18 protein-coding genes and 1 riboswitch are annotated in these 18,925 nt (G+C 36.6%); of the genes, 17 read left to right on the forward strand and 1 reads right to left on the reverse strand.

Annotated elements, in window-relative coordinates:
* Positions 1–110: 110 nt before the first annotated feature.
* The gene (locus JR050_RS17695) at positions 111–788 is read left to right on the forward strand and encodes a YfjL-like protein (RefSeq protein WP_204204976.1); all 678 of its coding nucleotides are present in this window, start codon (positions 111–113) and stop codon (positions 786–788) included.
* A gap of 14 nt (positions 789–802) precedes the next feature.
* Positions 803–1,255, forward strand: a complete 453-nt coding sequence (locus tag JR050_RS17700; RefSeq protein WP_204204977.1) for a helix-turn-helix transcriptional regulator — start codon at positions 803–805, stop codon at positions 1,253–1,255.
* A 49-nt stretch (positions 1,256–1,304) separates the two neighbouring features.
* Here the strand turns inward: JR050_RS17700 and JR050_RS17705 are convergent, their stop codons facing one another.
* Positions 1,305–2,318: an LLM class flavin-dependent oxidoreductase gene (locus JR050_RS17705; RefSeq protein WP_204204978.1), complete on the reverse strand. Its 1,014-nt coding sequence runs from the start codon at positions 2,316–2,318 to the stop codon at positions 1,305–1,307.
* 213 nt (positions 2,319–2,531) lie between these two features.
* Here JR050_RS17705 and JR050_RS17710 point away from each other — a divergent pair, with 213 nt between their 5' ends.
* From JR050_RS17710 to cpaB, 15 genes are all read left to right on the forward strand, one after another.
* On the forward strand, positions 2,532–3,098 hold the full coding sequence (locus JR050_RS17710; RefSeq protein ID WP_346726779.1) for a polysaccharide deacetylase family protein: 567 nt from the start codon (positions 2,532–2,534) through the stop codon (positions 3,096–3,098).
* Between the two features lie 262 nt (positions 3,099–3,360).
* Complete coding sequence (locus JR050_RS17715; protein WP_204204979.1) at positions 3,361–4,488, forward strand: DUF5667 domain-containing protein; 1,128 nt, start codon at positions 3,361–3,363, stop codon at positions 4,486–4,488.
* A gap of 116 nt (positions 4,489–4,604) precedes the next feature.
* Entirely contained in the window at positions 4,605–6,008 is a 1,404-nt protein-coding gene (locus JR050_RS17720) for an amino acid permease (protein ID WP_346726774.1), read from the forward strand.
* A 99-nt stretch (positions 6,009–6,107) separates the two neighbouring features.
* Entirely contained in the window at positions 6,108–7,772 is a 1,665-nt protein-coding gene (locus JR050_RS17725) for a DUF2339 domain-containing protein (RefSeq protein ID WP_204204981.1), read from the forward strand.
* Positions 7,773–7,913: 141 nt separating this feature from the next.
* Entirely contained in the window at positions 7,914–9,986 is a 2,073-nt protein-coding gene (locus JR050_RS17730) for a bifunctional diguanylate cyclase/phosphodiesterase (protein WP_204204982.1), read from the forward strand.
* A 238-nt stretch (positions 9,987–10,224) separates the two neighbouring features.
* Entirely contained in the window at positions 10,225–12,318 is a 2,094-nt protein-coding gene (locus JR050_RS17735) for a YhgE/Pip domain-containing protein (RefSeq protein ID WP_204204983.1), read from the forward strand.
* Positions 12,319–12,523: 205 nt separating this feature from the next.
* Complete coding sequence (locus JR050_RS17740) at positions 12,524–14,677, forward strand: YhgE/Pip family protein (RefSeq protein WP_204204984.1); 2,154 nt, start codon at positions 12,524–12,526, stop codon at positions 14,675–14,677.
* Positions 14,678–14,960: 283 nt separating this feature from the next.
* Positions 14,961–15,050, forward strand: a riboswitch (cyclic di-GMP riboswitch).
* A gap of 86 nt (positions 15,051–15,136) precedes the next feature.
* Positions 15,137–15,484 carry a DUF192 domain-containing protein gene (locus tag JR050_RS17745; protein ID WP_204204985.1) on the forward strand — a complete coding sequence of 116 codons (348 nt, stop codon included), beginning with the start codon at positions 15,137–15,139 and terminating at the stop codon, positions 15,482–15,484.
* 16 nt (positions 15,485–15,500) lie between these two features.
* Positions 15,501–15,692, forward strand: coding sequence for a Flp family type IVb pilin (locus tag JR050_RS17750; RefSeq protein ID WP_204204986.1), 192 nt, complete (start codon positions 15,501–15,503; stop codon positions 15,690–15,692).
* Between the two features lie 53 nt (positions 15,693–15,745).
* Positions 15,746–15,940: a Flp family type IVb pilin gene (locus JR050_RS17755; RefSeq protein ID WP_204204987.1), complete on the forward strand. Its 195-nt coding sequence runs from the start codon at positions 15,746–15,748 to the stop codon at positions 15,938–15,940.
* Between the two features lie 39 nt (positions 15,941–15,979).
* Positions 15,980–16,174, forward strand: a complete 195-nt coding sequence (locus JR050_RS17760) for a Flp family type IVb pilin (RefSeq protein ID WP_204204988.1) — start codon at positions 15,980–15,982, stop codon at positions 16,172–16,174.
* 220 nt (positions 16,175–16,394) lie between these two features.
* Positions 16,395–16,913, forward strand: coding sequence for an A24 family peptidase (locus tag JR050_RS17765; protein WP_204204989.1), 519 nt, complete (start codon positions 16,395–16,397; stop codon positions 16,911–16,913).
* Positions 16,910–17,293, forward strand: coding sequence for a TadE/TadG family type IV pilus assembly protein (locus JR050_RS17770; protein ID WP_204204990.1), 384 nt, complete (start codon positions 16,910–16,912; stop codon positions 17,291–17,293). The genes JR050_RS17765 and JR050_RS17770 overlap by 4 nt, the downstream gene beginning before the upstream one ends.
* 8 nt (positions 17,294–17,301) lie before the next feature.
* The gene (locus tag JR050_RS17775) at positions 17,302–18,216 is read left to right on the forward strand and encodes a Tad domain-containing protein (RefSeq protein WP_204204991.1); all 915 of its coding nucleotides are present in this window, start codon (positions 17,302–17,304) and stop codon (positions 18,214–18,216) included.
* A gap of 8 nt (positions 18,217–18,224) precedes the next feature.
* A complete protein-coding gene (cpaB, locus tag JR050_RS17780) occupies positions 18,225–18,893 on the forward strand; it encodes a Flp pilus assembly protein CpaB (protein WP_204204992.1) in 669 nt (222 codons plus the stop codon).
* Positions 18,894–18,925: the final 32 nt, after the last annotated feature.

Here is an 18,925-nt window from a genome sequence, read left to right on the forward strand (position 1 = left end):
ATTAACGTAACAATACAATTTCACTGGAAAGAGTTAGTTCAGGAAAATAATGGTTGCAATACGGCGTAAATAGTGTAAAATTACACTAAAAGAGTAGCGGAGGTTATTTGATGAAAAAGTTTTTTGGATATTCGTTATTGATTATCATTTTTACCATTTCAGTCTGGTTGTATGTAAGTTTTAACGGAACTCCTTGGCATCGAATTGTGAGTGCATCAAAAATGGAGGAATATATTGAGAATAAGTATGACATTGAAGTCGTAAAAGAGAAGTCAGGTTATAATTTTAAGATGGGAACATATGTAACCGAATTTACGCTTAAAGAAGACCCGACAATTAAAGTGCATGTAGAAGAAGGTCAAAATAAAAACAGTCCATACGTTGACTATTATGCGGAAGCATTATGGACACAACAACTTAAAAGTGAGTTTTCTCCACTACTAGAAAAGCAATTCAAAGATGAAACGATTTTGTTTGAACCAATCTATGGTATTGGATCGGAATATTATAGTGTTGGAAATATCCCTCACTATAGTCAGGTGGAACATCCCTTTACGATTATGATAAAGTTTGAAAGAGAGTTTACAGAACAGGAGAAAGAGAAAGTTAGCATAAAAATATATGAGATTATTAAGGAAATTCAAAACAGAGAGTTAACGAATGTTGAATTATTTATTTCATACGAAAGTGATAGTGGAAAAACTTTTACAACCATTATCATCCCTCCAGATAATATATCTTCTATTAAATCAGAGAAGGATATATATCCATTCATTCATACTCATTAAAGGCGGTCATTACAATGAATAAAGAGCAATTTATTCGATTAATATCACAGAAGATTAGATTAATTCGAACAGAAGCGGGACATACACAAGAGGCTATGGCCGAAATATTAGGGATCTCTAAGAAGACGTTAGTTCAAATTGAAAAAGATAGAATATTGGCAGGATGGTCAACAGCGGTAGTGGTGTGTGCACTATTCCGTGAAAGTGAAATTTTACATTACTCACTGGGAGGAGACCCGCTTGAGATGCTGGATGTTTATGTTCATGATGGGTTACATAAACCGAAACCTAAAACGCTCGGGGGTAAGGTTTGGTGGAAAGAAGTTGAGAAAAATGGAGTGTATCGTCTTCAACAAAACATGATCTCCCAGCATTATCGAATACTAGATTGCGAAAATCAAAGATGGTTAAGTTCAAATGATCTAGAAGAAGCAAGAATGTATTTTGAGCAATTAACGAAGGAGTGATCTTTAAAAGTATGGAGAAAATCATTAGTCTGATTTTCTCCATACTTTTTTATGAATTGAATAATTCGGATACAATTTCAAATGAACGTAGTCGTGCTTTGTGATCATAAATTTGAGTATTAATGATGATCTCATCAGCATCTGTTTCATCTAAGAAGCTTTGAAGTCGCATCTTTACTGTTTCACGATTTCCGATAATGGATGCTCCTAGTTGTTGCTGCAAAGTTGCTTTCTCTTGCTCACTCCATAATTCGTCCATATTATCGACTGGAGGTTGTAATTGTCCTGGATTATTACGGACTAGGTTTAAAAATTGTTGATACATGGATGTAGCTAATCTTTGTGCTTCTTCTTCTGTATCCGCAGCTATCACATTAACTCCAACCATTACGTATGGTCTTTGAAGTTCATCAGAAGGGGTAAAGTTGCTTCTATATAAGTTTAAGGCAGGTAGTGTATTGGCAGGTGAGAAATGGCTTGCAAACGAAAATGGTAACCCTAATTGTCCGGCAAGCTGCGCACTAAAACCGCTTGAACCTAATAGCCAAATTGGAATTGATAACCCTTCACCAGGAACGGCGTGAACCAGTAGTTTTTCTGAGCTTAAAGAAGGGTTAAAATAAGAACGAAGCTCTGATAACTGTTCTGGGAAGTCATCGCCTGTTTTTCTTGGATCTCTACGTAATGCGATCATCGTGCGATAATCTGTGCCGGGTGCACGGCCTAAGCCAAGGTCTATTCGTCCAGGAAACAGTGATTCTAGCGTTCCGAATTGTTCTGCAATAACAAGGGAAGCGTGGTTTGGAAGCATGACACCGCCAGATCCTACGCGTATTTTGGAGGTGTTTGCAGCAACTTGTCCAATGACGACAGCAGTTGCAGAACTAGCGATACCTGGCATATTATGATGCTCTGCAAGCCAGTAACGGTTATACCCCCATTTTTCAGCATGCTGAGCAAGATCTATTGTGTTTAGTAATGATTCCCTCGCTGTACTTCCTATGACAATTGGAGAAAGGTCTAACACAGAAATAGCAATATCATTTAGTGTTTTATGAGACATTTTCTTCACTTCTTTCTTTATGTATTCATATCCAATCGATATAGTATAAAATAGTAACATTTATATAGTAACAAGTTCATGTCATATTTTATAATATTTTGCTTGAAATATTCGTTTCTACATTATTTAGAAGGGGTGAATATATTGAATAATCCATGAGTAGTAAAGCAAGAAATCGTATACGATTTCAATGATCCTAGGTGGATCAAAAATATTAATGAAGGTCATACTCCACGAAGAGGAGTTGTCCTAACGTTCGATGACGGTCCTGGAAAGTATACAAAAGATATTCTAGATATCTTGCAGGAGAAACAAGTGAAAGCGGTTTTCTTCTGGCAATCACGCCTTGTTTATCCAAAAAGACCGTGGAAAAGGCTATTAGAAGAAGGGCACATTCTCGGTTCACATGCACATAACCATAGCAATTTAACACGGTTAACGAAAGAGGAACAATTTCACCATATAAACAGTAGCAAATCAATATTAGAAAAATTAACTGGAATTGAAGTAAAATACTTTCGACCACCGTTTGGTCGTTATAATGAAGAAACGATGAATATAATAGAAAAATTAAAAATGACCCCTGTCATGTGGGACATTTCCACTTATGATTGGGAGTTGAAATCAGAACCACAGAGGATAACATCCAATATTGTTGATCATGTAGAAGAAGGCTCTATCATCCTTTTACATGAGGTTGAGCAGACTGTGAAGGCTTTACCTTCTATTATAAAAGGGATACTCGAAAAGGGGCTATCGTTTGAGTTATTGGAAGACTAACATGAGTTAGTCTTTTTTTACTTTATTTCCAAAAAATCAATCTCGATTTTATTGTTTCGAACAATCATAATCAATTTTGTACTATATTTTACTTTTGCGACACAAAAGAATTCCTTACACTCGAATCTTGTTACCGAACAGTCAACTTCAAACAAGTTAGGAGTGTTAATAGAAAAAAATATTTTCAAAAAATGCGACATAAAGATTTTTATTAAGTCGAAATTTGTAGTGAAAAATTTATTAAAAAGGGGACAAGGTTTACATGAAAAAACAATTAGTAAGCAGCATGGTAGCATCAGCACTTATTTTCTCTTATGGAGCAGGCGCAGCATTTGCAAATGGAGACACATCTACTTCTGACGAAACACTAGAGGTTATTGAACTAACTGAAGGTGGTACTTCTACTGAGCCTTCTGAAGAAACAACAACAGAAAGTACTGAAGAAGGAACAGATACAACAACTGAAGAAAGTACTGAAGAAGTGTCAGAAGAAACAACAACAGATGAATCTACGGAAGAAGTTGTAGAAGAAGATACTGAAGTACAAGAAGAAGCACCATCATTAGTACCTGGAGATTTCTTTTATTTCGTAAAATCATTCATGGAGCAAATTCGTCTTGCTGTAACTGTAGATGACTACAAAGAAGCACAACTTTTAGCTGAATTTGCGGCAGAGCGTATTGCAGAAGCAAACGCATTAATTGCTGAAGGTAAAACGGAAGAAGCAACTGAGTTATTACAAAAAGCGATTGAAACTCAAACAGCAGCAACTGAAGAGTTAGAGAATGTTGAAGGAACTGAAGAAACGACAACAGAAGAAGGAACAGAAGAAGCAACTGAAGAAACTGAAGTTGTAGAAGAAGGAACAGAAGAGGAAGTAGTTGCAATAGACGAGCCTACAACAGAAGAAGAAGTAACTGTTGAAGTTAAGCTTGGTCAAAATATTGATGCACTATTAGCAGCATTAAGTCATGTTGAAAACCCAAGAGCACAGCAAGCACTTATGAAAAACATTCAAAAATCATTTGCTAAGTTAGATAAAAAGATTGCAAAGCTTGAAAAGAAATACGGAACTGAAGAAGAAGCAACTGAAGAAACAACAACTGAAGAAACTACTACAGAAGAAACGGTAGCAACTGAAGAAGTTACAGAAAATGAAACAACAGAAGAAGTAACAGAAGTTGAAGAAGAAACAGTTGTAGCAGTAACTGCTCCTGCTAAATCTGAAGAGAAGAAGCAACAAGCTAAAGCAAAGGCAGAAGAGAAGAAGCAACAAGGTAAGGCTAAAGCTGAAGAGAAAAAACAAAAAGGTCAAGAAAAGAAGCAACAAGGTCAAGCTAAAGCTGAAGAAAAGAAGAATAATAAAGGTAACGGAAATGGAAACAACTAATTCCCTTGCTTAAAAGAGGTAGACGGTCTTTGACTGTCTACCTCTTTCTTTGTTTACGATACACATGAATGGCATAAAATAAAACAAATATGCCATACATAGAGGGAGTAACAGCTGTGACTGATACACGAAAATTAGGATTTTGGATATTAACAGCACTTGTTGTAGGAAATATGGTAGGTTCGGGGATCTTTATGTTACCAAGGACGTTATCTGAGGTGGCAAGTCCTGCAGGTGTTCTGCTTGCATGGACTTTAACTGGCTTTGGTGTGTTAATGGTAGCATTAGTGTTTGGTAACTTAGCTATTAGAAAACCAAACCTAACAGGAGGGCCACAGATTTATGCGAAAGAATTATTTTCAGAAGGCTCGACCGCATCAACTTTATCTGGCTTTATGGCTTCATGGGGATATTGGATCGGAAATTTAGCTGGCAATATTGCGATCATTACTACTTTTGCAAGCTATTTATCAACCTTCTTTCCGATTTTAACGGATGAAACTGTACTATATACTAGTGGAACCTTCTCACTTAGACTCGGTAATTTAAGTACTTTTGTAGTTTGTACACTATTACTTTGGGCAACCCACTTTATTATTTTGCAAGGAATTGAAGGGGCTGGAAAAATAAACTTTGTTGCGACTGCAGCAAAAGTATTAGGTTTTGTATTGTTTATTGTTGCTGGATTATTTGCTTTTCAAAAAGCTTATATCATACCCTTCATTTCAACAAAAGAGGTTACAAATGGACAAACATTGGGCTTGCTTGGACAAATAAATAGTGCCGCACTTACAACACTTTGGGCGTTTGTCGGTGTCGAATCTGCAATGGTGTTTGCATCACGTGCGAAAAAGCAATTGGATGTCAAACGTGCAACCATCTTGGGCTTATTAATTGCATTAGGTATTTATATTGGAATAAGTATTCTAGTAATGGGAATGCTTCCACAAGATGTTTTAGTTCAATCAGAAAAGCCATTAATAGATGCTATAGAAACGGTGTTAGGATCGATAGGTGGCAAAATTCTTGCGGCGATTGGTTTAATTAGTCTAATAGGGTCAACAATTGGATGGATTATGTTAAGCGCTGAAATACCGTATCAAGCAGCGAAACAAGGGTTATTCCTACCCATTTTTTTAAAAGAAAATCAAAAAGGATTACCGACTTTTTCATTAGTTGTAACGAATATACTAGGCCAATTCTTTATCTTTTCAACTATTTCGAACTCCATTTCAGCAGCGTTTGATTTCATTATTTATATTGCGACGTTATCCTATTTAGTTCCTTACTTTATTGCCTCCGTATTCCAGCTTAAACTTGTTTGGACAAAGGAGACGTATTCAAATGGAGAGTGGAGGATGGCAGATGGGATTATTGCCATTCTTGCAACGATTTACTCTTTATGGGTCATCATAGCAGGTACGTCTGATCTTAAAACCTTTCTATTTGGTGTATTATTGTTGGCTAGTGGAATTATCTTTTATGGGAAGATACGGACCCAACATAAGCAGCAAGTATAAAAAGGTTGATGCATGTAAACCTTTTAGCCAAAAAGGATATTTTTAAATGAAAACGAATATATAAGGGAGGAAAGATTTCTTAGGCTAAAGGAGATTGGAATGACAGATAAACAACGAATTGAACAACTAGAGTTAAGGGTGATTGACCTACAACGCGAAGCAAGAGAATTAAAAACGTTAATAGAGGAGTTAAAGTATGAGAAAGAGGTGGAAAAACCTGCGGCACCTAAACCTGTTTCACAGCAAGTAAAAAAACCTCCTCTTGCACCGAAAGAAGCGAAGCCCATTGACTGGGAAAAACAAATCGGGCAAGTTTGGTTGCCGAGAATTTTTATTTTCGTCCTGTTGCTTGGGGTGATTTGGGCGTTTAAGGCAGCGTCAGATTACGGACTTCTTAATAATTTTGTTAAGATTGGCATAGGGTTTTTTGCAGCAATTCTTTTGGTTTGGCTTGGAAATAAACAAATTAAGGAGAGCCGGATTGCCTTAGGGCAAGTTCTTCTTGGCGGTAGTGTGGTACTCTTATTGATCGTTACGTTTTCGATGCATGTTATATACGCGATGGTTCCGGTACTAGTAGCATTGCTTATTAACATTGCCTGGATTGGGCTTGGTATTTATTTTTCGCATCGTCATGAATCTGAACCACTTGCCATTGTAACCGCTGTTGGAGGCTATTTAATTCCCTTTTTACTTGAAAGTACAAACCCGAATATTTTAGGTTTTATTGCTTTTGAAACAATTTTTTATATTTCCCTTTTACTGTTTGCGATAAAGAAACGATACATCATTCTATATCACGTTGCATTTGGACTCCTTCACGTGACATTACTAGCTGGAAGTTTACTAATAAGACCAAGTGATATTGAAGTTTTCAGTATAGCCATCTTAATTCAACACATCATTCTGCTGGTCACATTCAGTATGGATCGAATGAACCGGATAGAGCAGCAAATGGGAACGTTGTTTACGAGTTTTATCCTTACGGTGCTGTGGATCGAGGTTTCGTTAAATGATTTTCAATATGAATTCACCTTACTAGGTTTGTTTGTAGTCTATTCATTATTGTCTCTATATTTCTGGAAGAAAAGTGGACCAAGATTATCTTTAACTTTACCTGTTTCTACCTTGTCTTTTCTTTTCTTTCTCGCAAGTCGATTTAATCTTGAGGATTTAGTTGGGATTTTTCTAATACAAGCAGTGCTGGCAATTTATGTTGGAATTAAAGCTACCTCGAAAGTGCAGCAGCTACTAGGGGCATTTATATTCATAATTGCTGCGTTAATGACGATCGGGGACAGGTTTTATTATATCTTCTCGATTGAATACTTAAATTGGTTAATCTTATTAGGTACCTTTATTGGTTTACGACTGTTGCTATTTAAAACAGTGTTTGTAAAGGAACAAAAGCAATTCACGCAGATCATGGATATCCTATTTACTTTATTATTATTAGTTTTCACTTCATTAACGGTAAGTGTAATTACGGAGAACTTATGGTTATCACTTAATATTCAATATATGACCGTTTCCATTGTATGGGCACTGTATGCAATTTCTTGTATTGTCCTTGGGGCCAAACGAAACAACAAAGTACTACGTATTTTTGGTATCGGTCTATTATTTGTGACATTAGGAAAACTTTTGTTGATTGATTTAGCATATGTCTCAATCTTTATAAGAGCAATACTGTTCATTATTCTTGGCCTATGTGGACTTGCGGTATCTAGAATTTTCTATAAGGATCATCGTGAAGAGAGCTAGCATTCGCTAGCTCTTTTTTTTGTGTGTAAAACAAATTAGATTTATAAAATTAGTAATTATTAGCAATCATGAAAAACGTATTATTTTGAGTCAATCTCTGTCGATATACATTATAGGACTAAAAGTCAGGGGGTGATTCTCATGTTTACGTTGCCTAATTCAAGTGAAATTGTTATACTCCATGGAAAATATTCGGTTTCAATTGTCATTCTATCGATTGTTATTGCCATTGTTGCTTCGTATACAGCGTTGGTGATGAACGAAAAAATGAAGCAGAATGGCTTTTTTCATCAGCACTTTTGGCTTACACTTGCTTCATTTGCGATGGGGTTTGGTATTTGGTCAATGCACTTTATTGGGATGAGTGCATTTATGCTTCCACTTAAGATGGATTATGATGTTCAATTGACAATATTGTCTGTCATTCCTGCAATACTTGCTTCCTTCCTCGCTTTTTATATATCAAATCGGACAAACAAGTCCATTTGGTCCTATGTGATAGCTGGAGTTATAATGGGAGTTGGCATTTCGGCGATGCATTATACAGGTATGCTGGCTATGAAGATGGATGTCGAGTTTGTGTATGATCCTCTACTATTTTTCGTATCAGTAGTGATTGCAATCGTTGTTTCCTTTGTTGCATTGTTCATTTTTTCGAGAAATTTGAACTTTTTGACGAACATATTTGTAAGAAGTTTAACGGCTATAATAATGGGATTGGCAATTTCCAGCATGCATTATACGGGGATGAAAGCTGTCATTTTCTATGTAGAAGAGTTAAATAGACCATTTGCTGCACTACACTTACACCAAATGGATATTACGATGCTAGTTGTTGGTGTGACGGTGGGTATTTCGATTTTACTCGGTATTACGGGTCTTTCAGGTGTGTTGGATAGATACGTAGAATATCGTTTAAATTATTTTGACGCTTTAACGAAATTACCAAATCGAAGACAGTTTGAAAAATCGATTAAAAATTCAAATGTTCCTAGTATGTTAGCAATCTTACATTTACACAATCTTGAACGATTAAATAGTGGATATGGCTACGAAATGGGCGATGAAATCATTCGAACTGTAGCTGACTTACTTATAAAGTTAAAGCCTGTTTCAGCTGAGTTTTATCGAATTGAAGGAAATCGGTTTGCATTGTTGACTCGTGATCAAAATGACTTCCTTGAGATGAAAACTACAATGGAGCGAATTTTGTCGATTTTAATGAAACCTTTAGTTGTCAACGATCACAAAGTAGTGTTAGAAACGGTATCGGCAATTGATCATTCAACTGCTGAAAAGGAAATTAATCAGCTTTTTCTGAATACAATGTCGGTCTTACACCATCCATCAATATCGTATAATAATGAAATTGTTGAATTTGACCCTGCGATTCATACGTATTCATTTGAACGTAACTTGCTTGATGATATAGACAGGGCAATGAAAGATAAAGAGTTATACCTTGTATATCAACCGAAAATAAACTCTAATACACGAGAAATTATGGGTGTAGAAGCTCTCCTTCGTTGGAGTCATCCTGTTCATGGTCCGTTATCACCTGGACTATTCATACCGATTTTAGAGGAAAGTGGGAGGATGTTTGACGTAACAGACTGGGTCATTAATGAAGTCGGTTTACAAATCGCTTCATCTATTGAACAGGGACAACCTGTTTGGCAAGTCGCGATCAATATTCCTGGTCCTTATATTACATCTGAACGATTACTACGAGTATTAAAAGAAAGTATTCAAAAGCATAAAATTCCGGCAAAATATCTCGAGCTGGAGATGACAGAAACAAGTCTCGTAAGCAATATTGATAATGCAATTCGATCTGTTAAAGAAATTAAGGAGTTTGGTTTTTCTGTTGCTTTAGATGACTTTGGTACAGGTGTGTCCTCACTTTCCTATTTAAAAAGATTGCCTATTACTACATTGAAAATTGATAAATCCTTTGTTGATGATGTGCCTGGATCAAACAAAGATTCAGCGATTATTAAGGCAATTATTTCACTTTGTCAATCATTAAATCTGCATGTCGTGATCGAAGGGGTAGAAGTTGAGGATCAAATCGAATTTTTGAGTTCTATGCCAGAAGTGTTAACTATACAAGGGTATTATTTCGCTAAGCCTTTACAGTATAAAGAACTATTAGAGTGGGCAGAAACCTTTACAGGTAAAAGATCCTCATCAAAGTCATTTAAAAAATTCTAGAAGCTAAAAACTCCATGTCAATGGAGTTTTTGTTTTTTAGTCATTTATATCTAATAGGCATAAACCACTTATAACTTTTGGGTTACATTGCACTAGTACATAGTAAGTAAATTGCAGTTTCGGTGTAATAATAGATGGATTTGTTTCATTTTTTAAAATATTATGATTATTAATAAAGTGAATGGATGTTCATTCAGTGTTTGTGAAAGATTAGATTGCTTGGGATGGAGGTAGTTGTATGAATGTGTTTAACCTAGTAGCTGTTGAATTTTCGAAGTTGGCTGCTAATAAGGCAATTCTCTTTTCCGTAATTGGTGCCCTTCTCGTTCCTGTGGTTTATGGAATGATTCTACTTAATGCAAAATGGGGGCCATATGACAATTTATCTAACTTACCTGTTGCAGTTGTCAACAACGATCATGGTGCCCTTAAGGATGGAGAGCCATTGAATGTCGGAAGTGAACTTGTAGCATCATTAAGAGAGAAAAATTCTTTAGGATTTGAATTTGTAAATTCTACAGAGGCAATGAGAGGTTTGGAAGAGAACAAATATTATTTAGCTATTGTCATCCCAGAAGATTTTTCTCAAAGAGCCGTCACGGTCTTAGATGCTGATCCTACAAAGCTAGAGTTGGAGTATATTCAAAATGAGGGTCTGAACTTTTTAGCTTCGAAAGTAACGGAATCGGCAATGGTTCAAATCAGAGAGTCGTTAGCCAATTCAATAACAGAAACCTATGTAGCAACAATGTTTTCAAGTCTTGAAGAAGTAGCAGAAGGATTTGAAAAAGCAGCAGATGGATCCAAGCAACTTGCTGAGGGAACGACACAACTCCATGATGGCACAAATGAACTGAATGCATCTGTAACAGCGAAAATGGGTGACATCTCGAAGCTAGCAGATGGAACAAAACAATTAAAAGAAGGAACGGGAGTGTTATTAAATAGCTTACAAGGAAAATCAGGTGACATCTCCAAATTAGCAAATGGTTCACAAGAACTGCATGCTGGTACACTCCAAATACTAGCAGGTTTAGAAAAGGCAGAACCTGGTAGTAAGAAGATACGAGACGGTTTGTATGATCGATTAATACCAGGAAGTGCAGCTGTTGCAGATGGTGCAACGGCAATACAACGAGGATCTGCTCAATTGGCAGCTGGAGCACAAGAACTTGTTAACGGATTAGAAGAATATAAAAAGGCAAATCCAACAGTACTGGTTGGTCCGTATTACAAACAAATTCAAGATGGAGCTAATAAAATTTTAGCAGGATTAAACACTTTGTCTTCAAAATCTATCGGTTTGGCAGATGGAGCACATAAAGTCTCAAACGGATTAGCGGATAGTGTTGGTCCAGGGGTAGTGGCTTTAAATGATGGATTAAATCAGCTTGTTGTAGGTCAAAGGCAAATTGTAAATGGTGCGAAACAAGTTGCAGATGGCAATGCCCAAGTAAATAAAGGGTGGGCAGATTTGACACAAGGAGTGACTCAACTTGATTCAGGAGCAGCACAAATTTATTCCGGAAACCAAGCTGTAAATGAAGGATGGAAAACTTTGGCGGCTGGAACTAGTCAATTAAATGAAGGTGCTGGAAAGGTAAATGATGGTAGCCAGCAATTAGCATCAGGACTAAAAGAAGGAGAAGAAAAAACAAGTGAATTAAACTTAGAAAAAGAAAATGCTCAAATGTTTTCTTCTCCTGTAGAACTAGTAGCTGATAAAAAAAATGGCTATCAATTCTACAGAGATTCAACTGCACCATATATATTAACACTTAGTCTAATGGTTGGAATCTTAATCATGTCATTATTCATTAACTTCCAAAAGCCACAATTTGTATCTAGCTTTAGTTGGTTTGCTGCTAAATATGTAAAGCTTGCGTCGCTAGCGATATTACAAGCTATAATCGTCACAAATGTTGTATATTTTGGACTGGATTTAAAGGTTACGAATCCGTTAATGTTCTTCTTCTTTGCAATCTTTGTAAGCGTTACCTTTGCGGCAATCGTTTTATTCCTCGCAACGTTCGGTAACATCGGAAGATTTATTGCTGTAGCATTTATCGTTCTGCAGCTGTCTATCACAGGTGCAAACCTGCCGATTGAAATGCTGCCAGAATTTTATCAAAACGTAAGTAATTTCTTACCATTTACGTATGCAATTGCTGGTTTCAAATCTGTAATAAGTCTAGATCATCCTACAGCTGCATTTCATAATATTGGATTCTTAGCTAGTTACTTAGTTGTTTTTGCTGGTTTAGCATATATGGTGTTCTTTATAAAAGGGAGACTCAACTCTAGAAATTACAATCAAGAGCTCGCGGTATAATCTAAAAAAAAACAGTGGTTCATTGAATCACTGTTTTTTGTGTGAGAAAAGCACGAAAACCGAAGTAAATATTTACTAAATATTAGTAAAATTTTCCTTGATTTGTTTAAAAGTTTTAAATATTATGAAAATAGATTACTAGTGTAATGAATGGGTGTTCATTCATTATTCTGTAATCAAAATTAAATAGATGGGGGGTTTTTAAATGAATGTGTTTCAATTAATTGCTTCAGAGTTTTCGAAGCTTGCTGCAAACAAGGCAATATTATTTTCTGTGATTGGTGCATTACTAGTGCCTGTGATTTTTGGAGGTATTATGCTCAGTCCAGATTGGGGTCCTTATGATAATCTTTCTAACCTGCCAGTTGCAGTAGTGAACGATGACAAAGGAGCAACCTCGAACGGAGAGCCAATGAATGTGGGGGACAAATTAGTAGAGTCGTTGAAGGAAAAGAAATCCTTAGGCTTTGAGTTTGTAAGTTCAGACGAAGCGATGGAAGGACTGGAAGATAATGAATATTATTTAGTCATTGTCATTCCAGAGGATTTTTCTGAACGGGCAACAACAGTGCTAAGTTCTGAACCAACAAAACTTGAACTAAAGTACATTCAAAACGAAGGCTTAAACTTCTTAGCCTCTAAAGTAACGGAGTCGGCTACAACGCAAATTAGAGAAGAACTTGCAAATACAATCACTGCAACTTATGTGGCTACCATGTTTACAAGCCTAGAAGATGTAGCTGACGGGTTTAAAGAGGCATCAGATGGTTCCACGCAACTTGCTGAAGGAACTTCCCAGCTTCTTCAAGGGACGAATGAGCTGAATACATCCGTTACCTCCAAGTTAGTTGACATCTCAAAACTTGCAAGCGGTTCCAAAGATTTGAAAGCGGGTACAGGACAACTACTTAGTAGCTTAAGAGGGAAATCAGGAGATATTACGAAACTATCAAATGGTGCCCAGGAATTACATGCAGGTACCGTAAGATTGAAAAATGGTACTGCTGAGGTTATGGGTGGCTTGAAACAAGCCGAAGCAGGTAGTGCGACACTTCGTACGGCCTTTGATACTAAACTAAAACCTGGTAGTAAGGGAGTTGCGGATGGTGCTCTTGGTATACAGGGTGGAGTAAACCAACTAAAAACAGGTGCTGAAAAGCTTGTTGCTGGATTAGAAGCTTATAAGGCTGCAAATCCAACGGTTCTAGTTGGACCATATTACGGAGATATTCAAAATGGTGCGGATGAAATCCTTGCAGGTTTGACTTACCTATCTACTAAATCTGGTGAACTAGCAGTAGGAGCAAAATCTGTTTCTGATGGTTTAGCAGGAGATGCTAATACAGGTGTGGTTAAGATTAATGAAGGATTAAAAGCACTTGTAGCTGGTCAATCACAAATTGTCACCGGAGCATCTGAGTTAGAAGCTGGAGCTAAACAAGTAGCAGCAGGAAATGCAACTGTGAGAAATGGTTGGACCGAATTAACAAAAGGTGCATCAGCATTAAATTCAGGTGCTACACAGATTTATGATGGAAACAAATCGGTTGATGAAGGTTGGAAGACGTTAGCTGAAGGTACTATGAAGTTAAACGAGGGTGCTGCTAAGGTTGATGAAGGAACAAAACAATTGGCTACAGGTTTAAAAGAAGGATCTGAGAAAACAGGTGGACTTAATTTAGCGGAAGAGAATGCAGCTATGTTTGCTTCTCCTGTACAGTTAGTGGGAAGTAAAGTGAACAGTTATGAGTTTTACCGTGACTCAACTGCTCCATATGTCGTAACACTTGGTTTAATGGTTGGGATTTTGATTATGTCCTTGTTTATCAATTTCACAAAGCCACAAAATGTATCAAGTGTAAGTTGGTTTGTTGCGAAGTTTGTGAAGCTTGCATCATTGTCAGTAGTGCAGGCGTTAATTCTTTCCTTTGTTGTATTATTTGGATTTAACCTACTTCCTAATAGTGAAAGCTTAATGGTAGAAAGTTCAGGAGGATTTATTCTATTTGCTATTTTTGTAAGCGTTGTCTTTTCGGCGATTGTCTTATTCTTAGCGTCATTAGGTAACTTTGGTAGATGGGTTGCCATTGCATTTATTGTGATGCAGTTGTCGATTACAGGTGCAAACTTACCAATAGAGATGTTACCTGAAGAATATAGAGCAGGAAGCATCTTCCTACCTTTTACGTATACAATTGAAGGTTTTAAATCTGTTATATCCTTAAACGGTAATATGATAAACGTGGGTGTATTATCATTATTCTTTTTGTTATTTGCACTACTCGCTTTAATAGTGTTCCTCATTCGTGGACGTGGAATAAGTATAAATAAAGATCAACAAAATGAGCTTTCATTCTAAATGTTAGACAAACAAGAGAACTCTAAATATACGAGTTCTCTTGTTTTTTTATGGGGGTAATTTCCTTTAAAAGAAATTTAAAGAAATAGTAAAAAAGTAACTTGAATTTAATATTTCTGTAAAATAACTGAAAATTCCCACGTTTTATTCCATAATTTTCTACAAATTGTGACAATGAGACTAGTAAAAAACTTGTCGAAAATAAGCAGTCTGATGGATTCTTCTTTTTATCATGTGGTTTTAATATAGACGTAAGAGATCAGACGGAATTAAAAACGCTGAGTCTCGATAAAGGCAAAGCTGGTGAAAGCCAGTGACGCAAAGCTACAGGGGCTAAGGTGTGTAAATCACACTAAGCCAGCCAGTTACCGAAAGATTTGGGCGTTTTTTGTGCTATTTAAAACCCCACCTTTCGGTAAAGGCGGGGTTTTTTCTTTATCACTAGGAGGTGAACGAAGAGTGAAGTTGATCAACCAGAGGAATAAAGAAGAACTAGCTACTCAGGTAGGTAAAGCATATTCCTTCCTAACGAGACTAAAAGGGCTTATATTCTCGAAGGATTTACCAGATGGTTGTAGCCTTCATCTTAAACCCTGTCAGTCGGTTCATACGTATTTCATGAACTATCCAATTGATGTTGTGTTCGTCAATAAACATCTTGAGATAGTTGGAATCGTAGAATCGATGTCACCGAGAAAAGTCAGTAAAGTATATCGTTCTGCATCATCCGTGTTCGAATTTCCAGCAGGGACTGTCAGTAGAACAAACACTAACATTGGAGATATGTTAGAAATCAACGAGTCGTAGGAAAAGAGGGGGAGCAATGAAAAAGTTGAAAGCATTGTTATCAGAAGAACAAGGTCAAGGGATGACAGAGTACGGATTAGTATTAGGAATCATTGCAGTAGCAGTAGTAGGTTTCTTAGTAACACTTCGTGGTGAGATTACAGGAATGTTCCAAGATGCAGTTACAACGGTACAAACAAGAGCAACTGGTGACGGATCAGGAAACTAATGACTCACACAATTTAATTACAAAAAATAATCGAGAAAAAGGAGAATGTTAACATGATGAACAAATTAAAGGGTTTAGTTAAAGAAGAGCAAGGACAAGGGATGACAGAATACGGACTAGTATTAGGTATTATCGCAGTAGCAGTAGTAGGTTTCTTAGTAACACTACGTGGTGAAATTACAGCAATGTTCCAAGATGCAGTAACTTCTGTACAAAACCGTCAAACTGGAGATGGATCTGCACAATAATTAATAAACAAAAAATATACAATTAAAAGGAGAATGATCATGATGAACAAATTAAAAGGTCTAGTTAAAGAAGAACAAGGTCAAGGGATGACAGAATACGGTTTAGTATTAGGTATTATCGCAGTAGCAGTAGTGGGCTTCTTAGTAACATTACGTGGTGAAATTACAGCAATGTTCCAAGATGCAGTAACATCAGTTCAAGGGCGTCAAACAGGTGACGGTTCAGGGAACTAATAGATTTTTAATCTCTTTTTAACAGAATGGAAGAAATTGAACTTATTCTACGTTTATTATCTAAATCAGTTATTCATCAGCTGTTAGAAAGTACTTTCTATGAAAATTGAAATTATTACAGCCCCATACGTTCGATTACGTGGGGCTGTTTTTGACTAATCATGAAAATTCAACTTTTCATGAAGATTACTATATTTTGCGTGAGAAAGGTGGGATAAACATGCTATTCAATTTACTCCTCCTGTTCGTATTAAGCATTTGTTTAATAACAGATTTAAAATCTAGAAAAATATATAACATCGTGATTTTCCCGTCATTACTACTCACTTTTCTTCTCCATTTTATTTCAGACGGGTTTGCTGGTTTAGGTTTTTCATTCTTGGGGTTTATCGTAGGTTTCTCCATTTTACTTATTCCTTACTTTTTAGGTGGAATGGGAGCAGGAGATGTGAAGCTATTAGCGTTAATTGGTGCGATGAAGGGGATGCAATTTGTCATCGTAACCTCGATTTACATGGCACTTTTAGGTGGTCTTATCGGATTACTCGTACTACTGTTTAGAAAAGGAGCACTTCAGCGCGTGAGATCAATCATATACAGTTTGTCTGGCATCAGATCGGGTGTTCGAATCCCGCTCTATTTGGATAAAGAAGGATTAAAGACTACTTATCCCTATGGTGTTGCAATTGCAGGTGGCGCAGCATTAAGTCTCTTCTATAAAGGATGGGGAATTTTATGATAAAAGAAGAGCGCGGACAATCATTGGTTGAAATGGCACTATTGTTGCCAGTGCTATTACTAATACTAGTTGGAATAATTGATTTTGGTAGGTTGCTATATTCCTATTCTCACTTGCATATGGCCACCCAGGAGACGGTACGGTTAGGTGGTTTAGGAAAATCGGACAGTGAAATTACACAATTTGCAAAAGAGTATATTCACCTTAGTGAACCAGGTACTTTAACAGTATCGATTTCACCTAATGAGAGTAACCGAGAATCTGGTGATTATGTGACTGTTAGCCTACAATATCCAATCGAGCTACTTACACCACTTTTATCGGAAGTCATCCCAAATCCTATTCAACTAAAAACGGATTCTACGATACGAGTGGAGTGAGTGATGAAATGAAGACATTCAAACAGATACTTAATAGAGAAAATGGTAATGCAATTATATTAGTAACCATTTCATTAATGGTGTTATTAACGATGGCTGGACTAGTTATTGATGGTGGGAAATTGTATGTGACGAAAAGTCATCTACAAAAGGCTGCGAATGCATCTGTATTATCAGGTGCACAAAAGCTATTAGTAGATGAACAGTTTGTAAATAACGTAGTGAATGACGTATTAGACTTTCACGAAGAAAAAGAGAGTTTACAAGAAGTTATGATTGAGGACAACAGACTTGTCAGGGTTTCATTAAATAAAGAGATGCCATTATCGTTTTCAACATTATTTGGTTTAGAATCAAGCCCCGTATTTGCAAAAGCAGCAGCTGAAATTGGAACGATGGGAAAAGCTTCTGGGGCAGTTCCAATCGGTATTGATGAGAGGTTTGAACTTGAATTTTATAAGGAATATCAACTTAAAACAGATTCGATTGGCAATGATACTGGATGGTTTGGGATCTTATCATTAGGTGGCTCAGGTGCTGACACGTATTATGAGAATTTTATGAATGGATATGATGAAGAGATCAAAGTTGGAGACGTACTTTCAACTGAAACAGGAAACGTAGCGGGTAAGACAAGATCTGCAATCGAAGCGAGAATTGATCAATGTCCATATACCTTTGAGGATGCAGTGGATAAAAAGTGTTCAAGAATTATCCTTATTCCTGTTTATCGTCCAGTAAATGTAACTTCAAATCAAATTAAAGAAGTACAGGTGGTTGGATTTGCATACTTCTATTTAACAAGACCAGCAACAAGTAAAGATACATCTGTACATGGAATGTTTATCAAAACAACTGGCCCAGGGACAATCGATCCGAATGCTTTAAATAGAGGGGCATATAGCATAAGACTAACAGAGTAGGTGAACATATGAAATCAAAATTTATCCTTATATTAGCCATAACAATGGGTGTTATTACGACATTTTTATTCTTTAATTATATGAAACAATTTGACTCGGAAATTGCAATAAGTGAAAGTATGATAGAGGTTGTTGTTGCGAAAGAAAAGATTCCAGCAAACACAAAATTAAATGCAAGTTTACTTGAGATAAAATCAGTGCCCGAAAAAGGATTACATCCACAAACAATTCTAGATATGTCTAAACTAGAGGGCTTGTATGTAACGTCACCGATTGAAGCAGGAGAATCGATATTAGAACATCGCGTTCAGTCATCTTTAGAGGAAAGTTTATACGTTTCTCGTAAAGTAATGGATGGGCACCGTGCAGTGTCAATCGGAGTTGACTTCGTTCAATCAGTATCCACACTTATTGAACCAGAAGATTATGTAGATGTAGTATTTAGTGAAGTCATTAGTACGAATCCCAATGTTATAAAATCAGAGCAAATTTTGAGCAATGTGCGTGTGCTTGCTGTTGGAACAAAAATGGTACCTAAATCAGACGAAAGCGAAGAGTATGTGGAATATAACTCCGTAACGCTAGAATTAAAACCTACTGATGCAGTGACAGTTATTAATGCTTCAGAACGTGGGAATATTCAATTTACACTTAACAGTAAGATTGTAGAAAAATAGAACTAGTAACGTTTGTAACCCTTGGTTGAAGA

This window comes from Bacillus suaedaesalsae (assembly GCF_016890225.1).
GTDB classification, from domain to species: Bacteria; Bacillota; Bacilli; order Bacillales; family SA4; genus Bacillus_BS; species Bacillus_BS suaedaesalsae.

Bases quoted from the DNA above. Each gene is read 5' to 3' on its own strand.
- JR050_RS17695 (WP_204204976.1), top strand. From the start codon at position 111: ATGAAAAAGTTTTTTGGATATTCGTTATTGATTATCATTTTTACCATT.
- JR050_RS17700 (WP_204204977.1), top strand. From the start codon at position 803: ATGAATAAAGAGCAATTTATTCGATTAATATCACAGAAGATTAGATTA.
- JR050_RS17705 (WP_204204978.1), bottom strand. From the start codon at position 2,318: ATGTCTCATAAAACACTAAATGATATTGCTATTTCTGTGTTAGACCTT.
- JR050_RS17715 (WP_204204979.1), top strand. From the start codon at position 3,361: ATGAAAAAACAATTAGTAAGCAGCATGGTAGCATCAGCACTTATTTTC.
- JR050_RS17725 (WP_204204981.1), top strand. From the start codon at position 6,108: ATGACAGATAAACAACGAATTGAACAACTAGAGTTAAGGGTGATTGAC.
- JR050_RS17730 (WP_204204982.1), top strand. From the start codon at position 7,914: ATGTTTACGTTGCCTAATTCAAGTGAAATTGTTATACTCCATGGAAAA.
- JR050_RS17735 (WP_204204983.1), top strand. From the start codon at position 10,225: ATGAATGTGTTTAACCTAGTAGCTGTTGAATTTTCGAAGTTGGCTGCT.
- JR050_RS17740 (WP_204204984.1), top strand. From the start codon at position 12,524: ATGAATGTGTTTCAATTAATTGCTTCAGAGTTTTCGAAGCTTGCTGCA.
- JR050_RS17750 (WP_204204986.1), top strand. From the start codon at position 15,501: ATGAAAAAGTTGAAAGCATTGTTATCAGAAGAACAAGGTCAAGGGATG.
- JR050_RS17755 (WP_204204987.1), top strand. From the start codon at position 15,746: ATGATGAACAAATTAAAGGGTTTAGTTAAAGAAGAGCAAGGACAAGGG.
- JR050_RS17760 (WP_204204988.1), top strand. From the start codon at position 15,980: ATGATGAACAAATTAAAAGGTCTAGTTAAAGAAGAACAAGGTCAAGGG.
- JR050_RS17765 (WP_204204989.1), top strand. From the start codon at position 16,395: ATGCTATTCAATTTACTCCTCCTGTTCGTATTAAGCATTTGTTTAATA.
- JR050_RS17770 (WP_204204990.1), top strand. From the start codon at position 16,910: ATGATAAAAGAAGAGCGCGGACAATCATTGGTTGAAATGGCACTATTG.
- JR050_RS17775 (WP_204204991.1), top strand. From the start codon at position 17,302: ATGAAGACATTCAAACAGATACTTAATAGAGAAAATGGTAATGCAATT.
- cpaB (WP_204204992.1), top strand. From the start codon at position 18,225: ATGAAATCAAAATTTATCCTTATATTAGCCATAACAATGGGTGTTATT.